At 71.9% G+C, this 15,856-nt stretch carries 14 protein-coding genes and 2 pseudogenes; 8 read left to right on the top strand and 8 right to left on the bottom strand.

What is annotated here, in order from left to right:
• Positions 1-4: 4 nt before the first annotated feature.
• The 3 genes and pseudogenes from ACFVYR_RS11495 to ACFVYR_RS11485 form a co-directional block, all read right to left on the bottom strand.
• Positions 5-163: pseudogene (locus tag ACFVYR_RS11495) on the bottom strand (nucleotidyltransferase domain-containing protein); the annotation flags it as partial.
• Positions 164-323: 160 nt separating this feature from the next.
• Complete coding sequence (locus ACFVYR_RS11490; protein WP_384252000.1) at positions 324-932, bottom strand: nucleotidyltransferase domain-containing protein; 609 nt, start codon at positions 930-932, stop codon at positions 324-326.
• Between the two features lie 103 nt (positions 933-1,035).
• The gene (locus ACFVYR_RS11485) at positions 1,036-1,887 is read right to left on the bottom strand and encodes a LysR family transcriptional regulator (RefSeq protein ID WP_384251998.1); all 852 of its coding nucleotides are present in this window, start codon (positions 1,885-1,887) and stop codon (positions 1,036-1,038) included.
• A gap of 80 nt (positions 1,888-1,967) precedes the next feature.
• Between ACFVYR_RS11485 and ACFVYR_RS11480 the strand changes: the two genes are divergently transcribed.
• Positions 1,968-2,492, top strand: coding sequence for a cupin domain-containing protein (locus tag ACFVYR_RS11480; protein WP_384251996.1), 525 nt, complete (start codon positions 1,968-1,970; stop codon positions 2,490-2,492).
• Here ACFVYR_RS11480 and ACFVYR_RS11475 read toward each other — a convergent pair.
• On the bottom strand, positions 2,489-3,274 hold the full coding sequence (locus ACFVYR_RS11475; protein ID WP_384251993.1) for a thioesterase family protein: 786 nt from the start codon (positions 3,272-3,274) through the stop codon (positions 2,489-2,491). The two genes, ACFVYR_RS11480 and ACFVYR_RS11475, sit on opposite strands and share 4 nt — an antisense overlap.
• A gap of 288 nt (positions 3,275-3,562) precedes the next feature.
• Here ACFVYR_RS11475 and ACFVYR_RS11470 point away from each other — a divergent pair, with 288 nt between their 5' ends.
• The 4 genes from ACFVYR_RS11470 to narI are packed head-to-tail and all read left to right on the top strand — an operon-like array spanning position 3,563 to position 10,201.
• Positions 3,563-7,222 carry a nitrate reductase subunit alpha gene (locus ACFVYR_RS11470; RefSeq protein WP_384251991.1) on the top strand — a complete coding sequence of 1,220 codons (3,660 nt, stop codon included), beginning with the start codon at positions 3,563-3,565 and terminating at the stop codon, positions 7,220-7,222.
• The gene (gene narH, locus ACFVYR_RS11465; protein WP_384251988.1) at positions 7,222-8,856 is read left to right on the top strand and encodes a nitrate reductase subunit beta; all 1,635 of its coding nucleotides are present in this window, start codon (positions 7,222-7,224) and stop codon (positions 8,854-8,856) included. Before ACFVYR_RS11470 ends, narH begins: the two co-directional genes overlap by 1 nt.
• The gene (narJ, locus tag ACFVYR_RS11460; protein ID WP_384251986.1) at positions 8,853-9,491 is read left to right on the top strand and encodes a nitrate reductase molybdenum cofactor assembly chaperone; all 639 of its coding nucleotides are present in this window, start codon (positions 8,853-8,855) and stop codon (positions 9,489-9,491) included. Before narH ends, narJ begins: the two co-directional genes overlap by 4 nt.
• Complete coding sequence (gene narI / locus ACFVYR_RS11455) at positions 9,488-10,201, top strand: respiratory nitrate reductase subunit gamma (RefSeq protein ID WP_384251984.1); 714 nt, start codon at positions 9,488-9,490, stop codon at positions 10,199-10,201. Before narJ ends, narI begins: the two co-directional genes overlap by 4 nt.
• Before the next feature lie 70 nt (positions 10,202-10,271).
• Here the strand turns inward: narI and ACFVYR_RS11450 are convergent, their stop codons facing one another.
• Positions 10,272-10,481 carry a hypothetical protein gene (locus tag ACFVYR_RS11450; protein WP_384251982.1) on the bottom strand — a complete coding sequence of 70 codons (210 nt, stop codon included), beginning with the start codon at positions 10,479-10,481 and terminating at the stop codon, positions 10,272-10,274.
• Between the two features lie 140 nt (positions 10,482-10,621).
• Between ACFVYR_RS11450 and ACFVYR_RS11445 the strand changes: the two genes are divergently transcribed.
• Positions 10,622-11,227: a flavodoxin family protein gene (locus tag ACFVYR_RS11445; RefSeq protein ID WP_384251979.1), complete on the top strand. Its 606-nt coding sequence runs from the start codon at positions 10,622-10,624 to the stop codon at positions 11,225-11,227.
• Positions 11,228-11,264: 37 nt separating this feature from the next.
• On the opposite strand, the gene ACFVYR_RS11440 is transcribed toward ACFVYR_RS11445, so the two are convergent.
• From ACFVYR_RS11440 to ACFVYR_RS11430, 3 genes are all read right to left on the bottom strand, one after another.
• Positions 11,265-12,305 (bottom strand): NAD(P)-dependent alcohol dehydrogenase, encoded by a 1,041-nt coding sequence (locus ACFVYR_RS11440; protein WP_384252164.1) that lies wholly within the window; start codon positions 12,303-12,305, stop codon positions 11,265-11,267.
• Between the two features lie 119 nt (positions 12,306-12,424).
• Entirely contained in the window at positions 12,425-13,210 is a 786-nt protein-coding gene (locus ACFVYR_RS11435; protein ID WP_384251977.1) for an SDR family NAD(P)-dependent oxidoreductase, read from the bottom strand.
• A gap of 14 nt (positions 13,211-13,224) precedes the next feature.
• The gene (locus tag ACFVYR_RS11430) at positions 13,225-13,845 is read right to left on the bottom strand and encodes a TetR family transcriptional regulator (protein WP_384251974.1); all 621 of its coding nucleotides are present in this window, start codon (positions 13,843-13,845) and stop codon (positions 13,225-13,227) included.
• A 175-nt stretch (positions 13,846-14,020) separates the two neighbouring features.
• On the opposite strand from ACFVYR_RS11430, the gene ACFVYR_RS11425 reads away from it, so the two are divergent.
• Entirely contained in the window at positions 14,021-15,007 is a 987-nt protein-coding gene (locus ACFVYR_RS11425) for an AraC family transcriptional regulator (RefSeq protein WP_384251972.1), read from the top strand.
• 51 nt (positions 15,008-15,058) lie between these two features.
• Positions 15,059-15,754 (top strand): annotated as a pseudogene (locus ACFVYR_RS11420) (dioxygenase); the annotation flags it as partial.
• Positions 15,755-15,856 lie beyond the last annotated feature (102 nt).

Raw genomic sequence — 15,856 nt, 5'->3', positions numbered from 1 at the left:
CGGCTCAGGCGTGCCGACGCTGCGCGTAGCCCTCCCGCAGCGGCCCGCCGAACAGGTCGAGCACCTGCTCAGCGGCGGCTGCCAGCGGCGCGGGGTCGGCATGCTCTGCCACAGCCAGGTGACCGTCCAGCAGGGCCCGGCCACGTACCGGGTCCGCGCTCAGAGCCTGTCTTTGAACCCCCGTCGTCCGCGCGAAGCGCGGGCGCAGCGGTGTTCGGTGCGTGCGATCGGTGTGCGGAGTCCCAGGTCATGTGGCGGAGCCACCTGTCCTGGGACTCCGTGCGCCGAGGGCGCGTGCCGGGCGCCGGGGCGCAGACGGGGGTTCAAAGACAGGCTCTCAGGAGCCTGCGGGGGAGCCATTTGCCGATGCCGGTCCAGGCCCGGTGATGTGTGGTGAGGAGGTGGGCCGCCTCCCGCAGCGTGAAGTCGGCGAGGGCCAGCTGTTCGTACCGGTTGTCCGGCGGGGCGTCGACCAGGTCGTCCAGATAGCAGGTGAGGCCGTAGCGGCTCCGTTCCCGTTCCGCCGGGAGCAGCGGGGGCGGGCCTGCGGCGAGTACCGCCCGGGCCTGCTCGCGCGCGCGGGCAAGATGGCCGTGGGGGTCGAGGAGAGTTACACCTTGGTCGTAGAGGAACAGGACCGTTCCCCGGCGCCGGGCCCGGTCCCACGCGAAGAACTGAGGAACGTCCTGGAGGGTGTTCAGGAACAGCTCGGCCAACCGGCCTTCGTGGCGCATCACTTCACGACGACTGGTGTCCGGGTCCGGCAGCAGGACGGCGATGTCGAGATCACTCGTCGGTGCGGCACGCCCGTGAGCGGCGGACCCTCCCAGCAGGGCGCCGAGCGCCTGGGGGTAGCGGGTGTTGACGAGGCGAAGAGCTTGCGCGGCGAGGTCTTCTCGCTCCGGAGCGGCGGGGCCGTCTTGATCCTTCATGGCCCCTGATGGTGCCAGCTCCATTCCGTGTGATGTTGGGCGAGGCAAGATGCCCCTCCCGCCACGGTTCTGGCCGGCACGCTCTCGTACGGGGCCGGCGCTCTCAACCCCGATGAACAGCGATCGCCGTCCTGACGAATGACCGGATCAACGGGTTCGGGGTTCTTCCCGTCCACGCCACCACCGCGCGGCTCGGTTCCATGTCGAGCAGGGGTACCACCGTGAGGCCTTCGGGTGGTTCGTCGGCCAGGAGGGTGATGCCTACCGTGCCGTTCCAGAGGACGGCCTGGCGGCATTCCTGGACGGCTCTCACCACCGGTCCCTTGCGGGGGCGTCCGCCGTTCCAGTACGTCTGCCAGGCGGGGTCGGTGCCTTTGGGGAACACGAACCACCGGCGGTCGGCCAGGTCGGCCAGGGCCAGGGCGGAGCGGTGGGCCAGCGGGTCGTCGGCGCGCAGCAGCGCTCCCACCGGGTCGGCGCGCAGCTCGCGTACGGTCAGTCCGGTGCCGTCGAACGGTCCGCGGGTCAGGGCGACGTCGACGGCTCCGGCGTGCAGGCCGCAGGTGGGGTCGGTCAGGTCGGTCTCGCGGACGCGGACTTCGACTCGCGGGTGCTGCCGGCGGTACGCGTCGGCCAGCCGGGCCGCGTCGGAGTCGGTGCCGCCGCTCAGGATGCCGACGGTGATGCTCGCAGCGCCGGCCGCCGTGGCGACGCGTTCGCGTGCCCGGTCGGCACGGGCGAGCAAGGCGCGCGCCTCGTCGAGGAGGACCGCGCCCACGGGGGTGAGCGCGACACCGGCGGAGGAGCGGTCGAACAGCGCGGCGCCGAGTTCCGTCTCCAGCTGTTTGATCGCCCGGCTCAGCGGCGGCTGGCTCATGTGCAGCCGGGTCGCGGCCCGCCCGAAGTGGAGTTCCTCGGCGACTGCCACGAAGTAGTGCAGTGCGCGCAGCTCCATGCCGCAACGATACCCATGCGGTATCGAGGTTCCGGAACGGGTCTTGGACGCCTCCAGGCCCTCGGCGGTGGGATGGGGTCATGACCGACGAGAGCATGACTGGCAAGACACCTGCCCACCCCGCCGTGTCCGTGGTGCGGCCCGGCCAGGGCGAGACCATCGTCCTCGGCACCACCCGCATGCGCATCCTCGAGGACGGCAGCAACACCGGGCACCGCCTCGGCATGGCCGAGTCCGTCCTCGCGCCGCACACGCCAGGCCCGCCCCAGCACCGCCACGCCCAGCACGACGAGGGCTTCTACGTCGTCGCGGGCACCGTGCGGTTCACGGTCGGGGAGGCAGACCACGACGCCGCGCCCGGCACGCTCGTGATGGTTCCGGCCGGCGCCCCGCACACGTTCGCCAACGTGACGGACCAGCCGGCCGTCATGCTCAGCACGTTCACACCGGATCTGTACGTGCAGTACTTCCGGGACATGCGGGACGCGTTGGCCGGTGGCCGGCCCCTGGCCCCGCAGGCCGGCATCCGGACGATGAGCCACTACGCCACCGAGCCGGCCACCGAGTTCGCGCGGCCCCGGACAGATCCGAAAGACAGGCCCTAGCCGACCGGACGGACCGTGAGGATCTGCTGGGCGTACCCGACCGGGCCGTTGATGTCGTGCAGGACCGTGCTGGTGATGCCCTGGCCCGTGGGGCCGAAGGTGACCGTGGTGTCCAGGCCCGTCCAGCGGCCCTCGGGCTGACGGTGGAGGTGGATGGTGAGGTCGACGTTGGGGAAGATCCAGGCGGTGGGCGACTCGCGGGCGGCGATGCCGTTGGCGGTGTCGACGAGCGCGACGAAGGACGCGAGTGGGCCCGCGCTCTCCCCGGCGACCAGGTCGAGAGGGGTGGAGAGCCACGCCGTGGCGCGGCCCGGTCGCGGGGGCGCCGTCGGGCGGACGTCGACGGAGGCGACGTAGCCACCGGGCCAGACGGAACCCATGGCCCAGGGGGCGAGCGTCCCGGGTGCGGGGAGCCGGTCGGGGCCGCCTCCGGCGACGGCCGTGGTGTCGCCGGAGGCGAGGAGCCAGGCCCGGGCCCGTACGACGGCGCGGCCGGCGATGAGGGCGACGGCCTCGATCAGTTCGATGGTGCGGCCGGGCCGTACGGTCTCCACCCAGATCTCGCACTCGTCGAGGGCGAGCCGGCCGAGGATGTCGAAGCTGATCCTGGACATGAGGAGGCCGGTTTCCGGCCGCGCGGCGAGATGCCGCTCCATGGCGTGGACGAGGAGACCGCCGAGCGGGCTGAAGTGCTGTTCGTCGGTGCTCCATGCGCCGCTCGCGTGCGCGGTGGGCTTGTAGCGGTGGGTGTCGATGGGCTCGAAGTAGCTGCCGGTGTTCAAGGGGTGCGTACCTCCGCGGATCGGCGCTTCGGGCCGCGGCGCGTCACGAGCGTCACGTCCCGGGATGCCGTTCCCTCCCGTACCTCCGGTAAAGGAACCGTGCTAGTCCGGCCTCGTATCGCATCGGCCCATGTCAAGAGCAAGAAAAATAACTTCTAGCTACAACCAACTGGCTCGAATGAGATCCACATCACGTGTCGCGCGAGAGGAGTCTGATTTCCGTTCATCGACAGACGCGTGCCGGAGGTGACCGCTCCGGCAGGCCGGTCCCCGAGGGGAGTCCGTGGCATGGGACGTGGCAGGGCGAAGGCGGCACGGATCGCGGCGGATGCCGCCGAACGCCTTCTCGCCGTCGGGCAGTTGACACAGCGGGCGCCGACCACGCCCGAGGGAAGGGCGGTCTTCCGCCAGGACCAGCGGGTCAACGACCAGCCGTACCGCGAGCGCTGGGCGCACGACAAGGTGGTCAGGTCGACCCACGGGGTGAACTGCACCGGCTCGTGTTCCTGGCAGGTGTACGTCAAGGACGGCCTGATCACCTGGGAGACGCAGGCCACCGACTACCCCTCGGCGGGCGCCGACCGGCCCGACTACGAGCCTCGGGGCTGCCCGCGCGGGGCCTCGTTCTCCTGGTACACGTACTCACCGACCCGGGTCCGCTACCCGCACGCGCGCGGCGTCCTGGTCGAGATGTTCCGGGATGCCAAGCGGCGCCTGGGCGGTGACCCGGTGGCGGCCTGGGCGGAGATCACCGGCGACCCGGACAAGCGGCGCCGCTACCAGTCGGCGCGCGGCAAGGGCGGCCTGGTGCGCGTCGGCTGGGAGGAGGCACTGGAGATCGCGGCCGCCGCGCACGTGCACACGCTCAGGGAGTACGGCCCCGACCGCATCGCCGGCTTCTCGCCGATCCCGGCGATGTCGATGGCCTCGCACGCCGTCGGCGCCCGCTTCCACTCGCTCATCGGCGCCCCGATGCTGTCCTTCTACGACTGGTACGCGGACCTCCCGATCGCCTCTCCGCAGGTGTTCGGCGACCAGACCGACGTACCGGAGTCGGGTGACTGGTGGGACGCGGCGTATCTGATGCTGTGGGGCTCGAACGTCCCCGTCACACGCACCCCCGACGCCCACTGGATGGCGGAGGCGCGCTACCGGGGCCAGAAGGTCGTCGTGGTCTCGCCGGACTACGCGGACGCGACGAAGTTCGCCGACGAGTGGCTGCATCCGCATCCGGGCACCGACGGCGCGCTCGCCATGGCGATGGGGCACGTGATCCTTCGGGAGTGCTTCGTGGAGCGGCAGGTGCCGTACTTCACGGACTACGTCAAGCGCTTCACCGACCTGCCCTTCCTCGTGGCGCTCGACGAGCGCGGCACGGGCACGCGCGCGCCCGGCGCGTTCGTCACCGCCAGGGACCTCGACCTGGCCAAGGAGGCGACGGCCGACGCGCGGCGCTGGATGCCCGTCCTCCACGACGCGGCGACCGACCGCCCCGCCGTCCCGAACGGCACCCTGGGCGACCGCTGGGGCAAGGCCGGCGAAGGCCGCTGGAATCTGGACCTCGGCGACATCGACCCGCTCCTGACCCTGTACGGCCACCCCCGCGCCGAGACGGCCGATGTGGTGCTGCCCCGCTTCGACGAGGAAGGCGCCACGGTGCGGCGCACGGTCCCCGCGCTGCGCGTCGAGGGGCGCCTGGTGACCACGGTCTTCGACCTGATGCTGGCTCAGTACAGCGTCGCGCGGGCCGGGTTGGACGAGCAGGAGACCGTCTCGTACGACGACGCGGCCACGCCCTGCACCCCGGCCTGGCAGGAGGCGGTCACGTCGGTTCCCGCGCAGGCGGTGGTGCGCGCGGCGCGGGAGTTCGCCCGTACCGCGGAGCAGACCCGGGGCCGCTGCATGATCGTGATGGGGGCGGGCACCAACCACTGGTTCCACTCGGACACGATCTACCGTTCGTTCCTCTCGCTGCTGCTGCTCACCGGCTGCCAGGGTGTCAACGGCGGCGGCTGGGCACACTACGTGGGGCAGGAGAAGGTGCGTCCGTACGCGGGCTGGCAGCAGCTCGCCTCGGCGGCGGACTGGGTCCGCCCGTCGCGGCAGATGGCCGGGACGCCGTACTGGTACCTGCACACCGACCAGTGGCGCTACGAGAAGTTCACCGCCGACACCCTCACCGCGCCCACCGCGCCCGGCGGCCTCGCGGGCCTGCACACCGCGGACCTCGTCTCCCGTTCGGTGCGCCAGGGCTGGATGCCCTCGTACCCGACGTTCGGCGCCAACCCGCTGGACCTGGGGCGGCGCGCGCACGAGAGCGGCGCGGACCCCGCGGACTGGGTGGCCGCCGAACGCGACGCCGGGAACCTCTCGTACGCCTGCGAGGACCCCGACGATCCCGCCAACTGGCCCCGCGTGCTCACCGTGTGGCGCGCCAACCTGATCGGCTCGTCCGCCAAGGGCAACGAGTTCTTCCTGCGGCATCTGCTCGGCGCGTCCGACAACGCGAGCGCCGACGAGGCCGCGCCCGACCAGCGGCCGCGCGAGGTGACGTGGCGGGACGACGCGCCGCGCGGCAAGATCGACCTGCTGCTCTCCCTGGACTTCCGCATGACGTCCACCGGCCTCTTCGCCGACCTCGTGCTGCCCGCGGCGACCTGGTACGAGAAGCACGACCTGTCCAGCACGGACATGCACCCCTACGTCCACGCCTTCTCCCCCGCGATCAACCCGCCCTGGCAGGCCCGCACCGACTTCGAGATCTTCCACGGCCTGGCCGCCGAGGTCAGCCGTCTCGCCGCGGGCCGTCTCGACGTGGCCCACGACCTGGTCGCCGCGCCGCTGCTGCACGACACACCCGGCGAGGCACCGCCCGACGGGCCCACCGGACCGCGGTTCACCCTCGTCGAGCGGGACTACACCGCCATCGGCGACAAGATGGCCGCGCTCGGCCCGCTCACCGGGCAGCAGGGCATGACGGTCAAGGGGGTGACCGTGCGCCCGCGGCCGGAGATCGACTGGCTGGCGGGACGCTGCGGCACGGTGGGCCGCGGTCCCGCGCGCGGGCTGCCCCTGCTCGACACGGACGTCAAGATGTGCGAGGCGATCCTCGCGCTCTCGGGCACCACCAACGGCCGCCTCGCCGCCGAGGGCTTCGAGCGTCTCGCCGAGCGCTGCGGCGCCGACACGGGACTCGGCGAACTGGGCGCGTCGGTGGCCGAGCGGCGCATCACCTTCTCCGACACGCAGGCGCGCCCCGTGCAGGTCGGGGCGAGTTTCGAGTGGTCGGGCAAGGAGGGCCCCGAGCGCCGCTACGCGCCGTTCACGATCAACACCGAGCACTTCAAGCCCTGGCACACCCTCACCGGCCGCCAGCACTTCTACCTCGACCACCCGTGGATCGCCGAGTACGGGGAGCAACTGCCCGTCTACCGCCCCCCGTTGAACCTCGCGGAGCTCGGTGAGCAGCCCAGGGCGGACGGCGAAGGGCGATCGGTGACCGTGCGCTACCTGACGCCGCACTCGAAGTGGTCGATCCACTCCGAGTACCAGGAGAACCTGCTGATGCAGACCCTCGCCAGGGGCGGCCCCGTCATCTGGCTCGGTGTGGCCGACGCCGAGGCGATCGGCGTGGCGGACAACGACTGGATCGAGGCGCGGAACAACAACGGCGTGGTCGTGGCCCGCGCCGTCGTGTCCCACCGCATGCCGCCCGGCACGGTGTTCATGTACCACGTCCAGGAACGCCTGGTGAACGTGCCGAAGTCCGAGGCGACAGGGAAGCGCGGCGGCGTCCACAACGCCCTCACCAAGCTCCTGATCAAGCCGACCCATCTGATCGGCGGCCACGCCCAGCTCAGCTTCGCCCCCAACTACTACGGCCCCACCGGCAACCAGCGCGACGCGGTCACGGTGATCCGCCGCCGCGCCCAGGAGGTTCAGTACTGATGCCCCGTGACGGAGCCACCATCGGACGGGTCATGGCACAAGTGGCGATGGTGATGAACCTCGACAAGTGCATCGGCTGCCACACCTGCTCGGTCACCTGCAAACAGACCTGGACCAACCGCTCGGGCACCGAGTACGTCTGGTTCAACAACGTCGAGACCCGCCCCGGCCAGGGCTACCCCCGCGGCTACGAGGACCAGGACAAGTGGCGGGGCGGCTGGGAGCTCAAACACGGCCGCCTGGTGCCCCGCAGCGGGGGCCGCGCCCGGCGCCTCGCCCGGCTCTTCGCCAACCCCGAACTGCCCTCGCTCAGCGACTACTACGAGCCGTGGACGTACGACTACGAGACGCTCATCTCCGCGCCGCTCGGCGACGACGTGCCGACCGCGCGGCCCCGCTCCCTGGTCGACGGCGAGCCCACCGCGGTCACCTGGGGCCCGAACTGGGACGACGACCTCGGCGGCGGGCCCGCGCACATCGCGGGCGACCCGATGCTGAAGAAGATGAACGAGCAGGTGCGCCTGGAGTACGAGCAGGCGTTCATGTTCTACCTGCCGCGGATCTGCGAGCACTGCCTCAACCCGTCGTGCGTGGCGGTGTGCCCGTCGGGCGCGATGTACAAGCGCGTCGAGGACGGCATCGTGCTCGTGGACCAGGACCGCTGCCGCGGCTGGCGGATGTGCGTGAGCGGCTGCCCGTACAAGAAGGTCTACTTCAACCACGAGTCCGGCAAGGCCGAGAAGTGCACGTTCTGCTACCCGCGCATCGAAGCGGGCCAGCCGACCGTCTGCTCCGAGACCTGTGTGGGCCGGCTGCGCTACCTCGGCGTGATCCTCTACGACGCCGACAAGGTCGGCGAGGCCGCCGCCACCGAGAACGAACAGGACCTCTACGAGGCGCAGTTGGGGTGCTTCCTCGACCCTGACGACCCCGAGGTGGCGCGGGCCGCCGAGGCGTCCGGCATCCCGCACGACTGGGTCACCGCCGCCCGGCGCTCCCCCGTGCACGCCCTGATCAGCACGTACAAGGTGGCGCTCCCGTTGCACCCGGAGTACCGCACCATGCCCATGGTCTGGTACGTCCCGCCGCTGTCGCCCGTCGTCGACTCGCTCACCGCCAGTGGGCACGACGGCGAGGACCCGGCCAAGCTCTTCGCCGCCATCGACTCGCTGCGCATCCCCGTCGCCTACCTCGCGGAGCTGTTCACCGCGGGCGATCCGGCCCCGGTGGAGGCGGCGCTGTGCCGCCTCGCCGCGATGCGCTCGCACATGCGGCGCGTCAACCTCGGCGAGGAGCAGGACCCCGCCATCGCCGGCGCCGTCGGCATGGACGCCGAGGGGATCGAGGGGATGTACCGGCTGCTCGCCCTCGCCAAGTACGACGAGCGCTACGTCGTCCCGACCAGCTACACCGCGGGCACCCCCGCCGACGACCTCGACGCCGGGTGCAGCCTGGACGGCCACGGCGGGCCCGGCATGTACGAGGCGGACGCCTTCCACACCGCCCCGGCCCCCGGCAGGGAGCCCGAACACGCCGGGACGTCGCTGCGCGACCGGGTCAACCTCCTGAACTGGAACGGGCGCGGGCGTCCCGACGGCCTCTTCCCGAAGACCGAGGGGGGCGGGGCCCGGTGAACCGCGCCGTCGTCCACCAGGCCGCCGCACTGCTGCTCGGCTACCCCGACGCGGGCTGGCCCGAGCGGCTGCACACCGTGCGCACCGCCCTCGAGCCCGTGCCGGGCAGCGACATCCGTCTCCTGCGGCACTTCTGCGACCAGGTCGCGCGAACGGAACCGCTGACGCTCGCCGCCCGGTACGTCGCCACGTTCGACCGCAGCCGTCGGCGCTGCCTGTACCTGACGTACTACACCGACGGCGACACCCGCAGGCGCGGGCCCGCCCTGGCCGGGCTCAAGGCGCTCTACCGCGAGCACGGCTGGCAGCCGCCCGAGGACGAACTGCCCGATTTCCTGCCGCTGGTCCTGGAGTTCGCCGCCCGGGTCCCGGAGGCGGGCACGCGGCTGCTGAGCGACCACCGGGCCGCCCTCGAGCTCCTCCGCTTCGGCCTCACGGCACACCGCAGCCCCTACGCCGACGTCGTCCAGGCGGTCTGCCGGACCCTGCCAGGGGCCGGCCCCGCCACCCGTGAGGCGGCCCTCCGGCTTGCTCGCACCGGCCCGCCCGCCGAGTCGGTCGGTCGCACTCCCCTGCCCTTCCCCCGGCTCCGACCGGTTCCCGACGCTCCGCACGCGGAGGAGACTTCCCGGTGAAACACCTGCACATCGCCCTGTGGGGCGTCCTGCCCTACCTCGTCCTCGTCGTGCTGGTCATGGGCACGGTCTGGCGCTACCGCTACGACCGCTTCGGTTTCACCACCCGCTCCAGCCAGCTCCACGAACACCGGCTGCTCAGCGTCGGCGGCCCGCTGTTCCACTACGGGCTCCTCTTCGTCGTGGCCGGGCACGCCATCGGCCTCCTCGTGCCCGAGTCGCTCACCGAGCGGGCCCACGTCCACGAGTGGCTCTACCACGCCAACGCCCTGCTCGTCGGCGGCACCGCGGGCCTCGCCACCCTCGCCGGGCTGCTGATCCTGCTGTACCGGCGGCTGCGCGTGCCCGCCGTGCGCGCCGCGACCAGCCGCAGCGACCGCGCCGTGTACCCCGTCCTGCTCTGCGTGATCCTGGCCGGTCTCACCGCCACGGCCACCACCCTGCGACCCCACTCCTACGACTACCGGCTCGGCGTCTCGGTGTGGTTCCGCTCCCTGTTCGCCCTCGACCCCGACGTGCCCGCCATGTCCGACGCCCCGCTCTCCTACCAGGTGCACGCGCTCCTCGGCATGGCCCTGTTCGCCCTATGGCCGTTCAGCCGCCTCGTCCACGCCTTCACCGCGCCCGTCGGCTACCTGGTCCGCCCGTACGTCGTCTACCGCTCCCGGGGCGTTCCCGCCGCGCGCGCCAGGGCGGTGACGCGGCGTTAGCGGCACGCCCCATACAGGTCGACGCCGGGGCGAGGGAAGCCCTCAGCCCCGGCGTCCGGCCCGGCCGCGGTCAGTTCAGCGCGCCGTGCAGCGCTTCGACCGCGGAGGACGCGAGCTGCTGGGTCACGCTGTCCTTCTTTCCGATCAGGATGGAGTTGGACTGGCTAAGGCCCTGGTTGACGGTGCTGCCCAGCGGAGGGTTCGCCTCGGTCGCGAGAGCGGGAGCGGCGAGCGCGACGGGCGCGGCGGCGAGCGAGAGGACGACGAGAACACGCTTCACGGAATTCATACGCTGCAAACGATCACCCCACCGCGCCGTCACGCTCCGTGCGACGGCGGTCATGTTTCACGGCCGACGATCAAGGGGACTGGAGAGATCTCATCGCCGCTCACCCCCGTGGAACCGACAAAGGAGTCATCGTGCGCGCCTTGGCACTCGTCTGCACCCTGTCCCCCTCCCCCGCCGCGTCCAGCAGCGAGAAGCTGGCCGGGCAGGTCCTGGCCGAGCTGGAGAAGCGGGAGGTGGCCGTGGAGTCCGTGCGGGTCGCCGACCACGACGTGAAGCCGGGTGTCGAGGCGGACATGGGCCATGGCGACGCCTGGCCCGCGCTGCGCGAGAAGGTCATCGCGGCCGACATCCTGCTCCTCGCCACGCCCATCTGGCTCGGCCACCCGGCGAGCATCTGCCAGCGCGTCCTTGAGCGCCTGAACGCCGACTCGTCCGAGACCGACGACCAGGGGCGCCCGCTGTACTACGGGAAGGCGGCGGCCGTGGCCGTGGTGGGCAACGAGGACGGCGCCCACAAGGTGAGCGCCGACGTCTTCCAGGGGCTCAACGACGTCGGCTTCTCCCTCGCTCCGGGCGCCGTGACGTACTGGGTGGGCGAGGCCATGCAGGGCACCGACTACCAGGACCTCGACGAGACGCCCGACGCCGTCGCCTCCACCACGCGGACCCTCGCCGCGAACACCGTGCACCTGGCCCGTCTGCTGCGGGGCGCCCCCTACCAGGCCCCGGCCCAGTAGTTCACGCGGTGGTTCAGCCAGTGGTTCAGCCGTTGGTTCAGCCGTTGGGCAGGATGACGGCCCGGCCGTTCACGCGGCCCTCGTGGAGCGCCTCGTACGCCTTGGGGGCGTCGTCCAGCGCGTACGTCTCCACATGTACGTCGATCACGCCGGACCTGGCGAGGTCCAGGACCTCGATCAGCTCGGCCCTGCTGCCCCAGTACGGGGAGCGGACCGCGGTGTCGTAGGGGGTCGTGCCGAAGCCGACGGCGACGGCCCCGCCGCCGATGCCGACGATGCTGACGTCCGCCTCCACCGCGGCGCACGCGATCGCCGTCGCCGCGGTGGGCGGCGCCCCGACGAAGTCGAACACCGCCTGGGCGCCGAGACCGCCGGTCAGCTCGCGGACCGTGCCTGCCGCCGCCGCGTCCGACAGGACGGCCTCGTGGGCGCCGACCGCGCGGGCCAGCCGCAGCTTCTCCTCGGTGACGTCGAGCGCGATCACCCGTGCCGGGGTCAGCGCGCGCAGCAGCTGGATGGCGACGTGCCCGAGACCGCCGGTGCCGATGACCACGGCGGTGCTGCCGGGGGTCAGCTTGGGCAGCGAGGTCCTGATCGCGTGGTACGGGGTCAGTCCTGCGTCGGTGAGCGGTACGGCGGTCACCGGGTCGAGGCCGCCCAGCGGGACGAGGTGGCGCGGGTCGTCCACGATCATGTACTCGGCGATGGCGCCGGGCGCGCCGAGTCCGGGCGGACGGATGCCGAGCTCGGCGGCGCGCGTGCAGTAGTTCTCCTTGCCCTGCGCGCACATCAGGCAGCTGCCGCAGCCCCACGGCCCGTACACGGCCACGGAGTCGCCGAGCGCGAACCCGGTGACGCCCTCGCCCAGCGCGGCGACGGTTCCGGCGCCCTCGTGCCCGAGGGTGAGCGGCAGCGGGAAGCCCAGGGACTCGGCGGGGCTGCTCATCACGGCGATGTCGGAGTGGCAGACGCCGGCGGCGGTGACCTTGAGCAGCACCTGACCCGGGCCTGGCTCGGGGCGTGGGACGGTGACGACCTCGGGCGCGGCGCCGACGCTGCGGTACTGGACGGCCTTCATCTCGGCGGGCAGGCCGGCGATTTCTTGTCCTGACATGTCTGGGTGCCTCCTCTTCTTGCTTGGGCCTCTTCTTGCTTGGGCCTCTTCTTGCTTCGGCCTCTTCTTGCTTGTCGTCCCGGTCAGCGGGCCGCGTAGCCTCCGTCGACCAGGTGGTAGCTGCCGTTGATGAAGGAGGCGTGGTCGGAGAGCAGGAACAGCGTGAGGTCGGCGACCTCGGCGGCGGTGCCGAGACGGCCCTGCGGGTGGAGCGCGACGAGGCCGGCGAGCTGCTCCTCGTCGCCCCTGAGCAGCGGGGTGTCGATGAAGCCGGGCGCGACGGCGTTCACGCGGACGCCCCGGGCCGCGTACTCCACGGCGGCGGTCTTGGTCAGGCCGACGACCGCGTGCTTGGCGGCGGAGTACGCGGCGGAGCCCGCGAAGCCGTTGGTGCCGAGGATCGAGGACATGTTGACGACCGCGCCACCGCCCGCGGCGAGGAGCTGCGGCAGCTCGTACCGCAGGGAGTAGAAGACGCCGTTGAGGTTGGTGTCGATCACGCGCTGCCAGTCCTCGACCGTGTACTCGCCGGTCGGGGCGGTCGCCCCGGCGATCCCCGCGTTGTTCACGGCCAGCTGGAGGCCGCCGAAGGTCTCGACGGTGAAGTCGACCGCGTGGCGCACCGACTCGGGGTCGGTGACGTCGACGCGTACGGCGGCGGCCCGGCCGCCCGACCCGGTGAGCCGGCGGGCGACGTCGCGCGCGCCCTCTTCGTTGTGGTCGGCGACGACCACGGCCGCTCCGGCCGCGGCGAGGCGGCGGGCGACCTCCAGGCCGATGCCGGACGCGGCGCCGGTGACGAGGGCGGTCTTTCCGGCGAAATCGGCCGCCGCGGGGGCGACGGTGTGGGTGCTGGTGCTGACGCTCATGGTGGTGCCTGGTTTCAGGTGGTGGTGGTACGGGGGGCGGGCTCGTCGGCCAGGGCCGCGAACGCCGTGTCGATGAGCTGCGGGAGCGGCGTGCGCGCGCCGGGGGCGATCCAGAACCGCACGGCGGTGCCGAACGCGCCGACCGCCAGCGAGACGGCCAGCGCGGGGCGCAGATCGCGTCCGGCGTCGAGGCCGAGCCTGCGGGCGACGATCGCCACCGATGCGGTCTCGGCCTCGTCCTGCACCCGCAGGTAGGCGGGCAGCAGCGACGGCTCCTCGTGGAGCAGCCGCAGCAGGTCGGCCGAGCGGGGCAGGCGGTGCCAGGCGGTCGGTTCGTCGTCCAGCCAGTTCCGCAGGGCCCGGTAGTAGGCCGTGAGGGGGCTCTCGCCGGGGGGCCGGGCGGCGAGCGCCGCGTTGATCCGTGCGAAGTCGGCGCGCAGGGCGTCGACGACGGCGTCCTCCTTGCCGGAGAAGTACCGGGAGAAGGTGCGGCGGGAGACGTCGGCGCGTTCGCTGATCGTCTCGACGGTGACCTGGTCGAGGCCGTGGGCGAGGACCAGGTCCACGGCGGCGTTCGCCATCGCTTCCCGGCTCTCGCGGACCTTGCGGGTCCGTCGGCCCTGCTCGCTGCTCATGCTTCGACTGTACTCCCGAACTGTCCCAGTGGGACATGTGGCTCACTGGGACAGCACTGAGGGCCGGGGAAGCCGTACTTTCGACGCAAACGCGGTCCTGCCCGACGGCGTCCCGCATGCCATGGTGGGGAGCCCACTGGTCCGGACCAACCTTCGGCCGATGAGGAGCATGCGCATGCGCGGCACAACGGTCCTGCCGGGTGAGGGCAACAACGGAGAACCGGGCGAGGACGGCATGCCGACCCACCGGCTGCAGGTCCCGATGCCCAACGCCCTGCCCTTCGCCATCGGCACGTTCGACACCATCGGGCCCATGTCCCGCGCGCCGTTCCCGCACCGGCACACCTTCCACGAGATCGTCCACGTCACCGGAGGCACCGGCGGGCACGTCGTCGACCTGAGCCGTTTCACGCTCCGCCCGCCGAACCTGTGCTTCATCGCGCCCGGCCAGGTCCACCAGTGGCAGAACGTCACCGGTCTTGAGGGGCAGGTCATCCTCTTCACCGACGACTTCCTCGTGGACCACCCCGCCGACCGGTACGTCCTGCGGACGCTCGCCCGGCGCTCCTGGCTCGATCTGCCGGAGGACGCGGCGCGGTGGACCACGCGCCTGGTCGCCGACCTCGACGGCGAGTACCGGGCGGGGGCCCAGGGTTTCGAGAGTGTCCTGCGGGCCCTGCTGCACGTCCTGGTCGTGCGCGCGGCCCGGCTCCCGGCGCCCCGTGCGGCGGCGGTACCGCTCGCACCGCCCGACGAGGACGCAACCCTCGCTCCCCCGCACTCGCGCCCCGTCTCGGTGGCCGAGGACTTCGTGACACTGCTCGGCTCGGCGGAAGGCCCGTTGCAGTCCGTGCGCTCGTGCGCGGAACGGCTGGGCGTCTCGGTGAGCTACCTCAGTGAAGTGGTGAAGGCGGCGACCGGCCGCACCCCCGGCGAACTCATCCGGCAGGTCCGGGTGCACGAGGCCAAACGGCTGCTGCTGCGTACCGAGTTGTCGGTACGTCAGGTGGCGGGGCGGGTCGGCTTCGTGGACCCCGCCTACTTCTGCCGCTTCTTCCGGCGCGAGACCGGCGCGAGCCCCGGGAGCTTCCGGCGCGGTGGCGGCGATATTCACCACGACCACCGGCTGGAGTCCATCGCCGGGCCCTCCTCCCCCGCATAGCTTCATAGCCGATCCGGAACCCGCCCACCCCTTTGAGGCTCAGGAGGAGCGATGGAAAACGAGATCGGCACGCCAGGAGACGACGGCACCCCCGCAGGGAGCGGCACCGGCGCCCCCGCCGTCAACGGTGGCAAGGGACCCAGCCGCAAGACCGTCCTGAGGGCCGCCGCCGCGATGGGCATCGCCGTGCCCGTCAGCCTCATGGGCGTCCCCGCGCTGGCCAGGACCGCAGGCGAGCGCGGCGAGGCCCCGGAGCTGACCCCCACCTGCGACGACGGTGACGACCCGACGATCCCTCAGACCGAGGGCCCGTACTTCAAGCCGAACTCCCCGCTGCGCACCTCGCTCGTCACGTCCGGCACACCGGGTACGCGGCTCACCGTCACCGGTTACGTCTTCGGACTCGCCTGCAAGCCGATAGCCCAGGCCCTGCTGGACTTCTGGCAGGCCGACACCTACGGGACGTACGACAACGCGGGCTACCGCTTCCGCGGCCACCAGTTCACCGACGCCAACGGCGCGTTCAAGCTCTCCACGATCGTGCCCGGCCTCTACCCGGGGCGCACCCGCCACCTGCACGTGAAGGTGCAGGCACCGGGCCGGCGGATCCTCACCACGCAGCTGTACTTCCCCGGTGAACCGCGCAACAACACGGACTCGATCTTCGACGCCCGGCTGCTGATGAACGTACGGAGCGTCGGCAACGCGAAGGAGGCGGACTTCGACTTCGTCCTGAACGTACCGCAGTAGCCGCCACGCGCCCGCCCCGGAACCTTCCCCGCCCTTGAGGCCTCCCCCGAGCACGAGGGAGGCCTCAGCCCGACATTCCCTCCCTTGTTACACACCTGT

It is taken from the genome of Streptomyces sp. NPDC058284, assembly GCF_042881135.1.
Lineage (GTDB): Bacteria > Actinomycetota > Actinomycetes > Streptomycetales > Streptomycetaceae > Streptomyces.
Note: the sequence above shows the minus strand (reverse complement) of the source record. Positions and strands in the feature narration are given on the sequence as shown.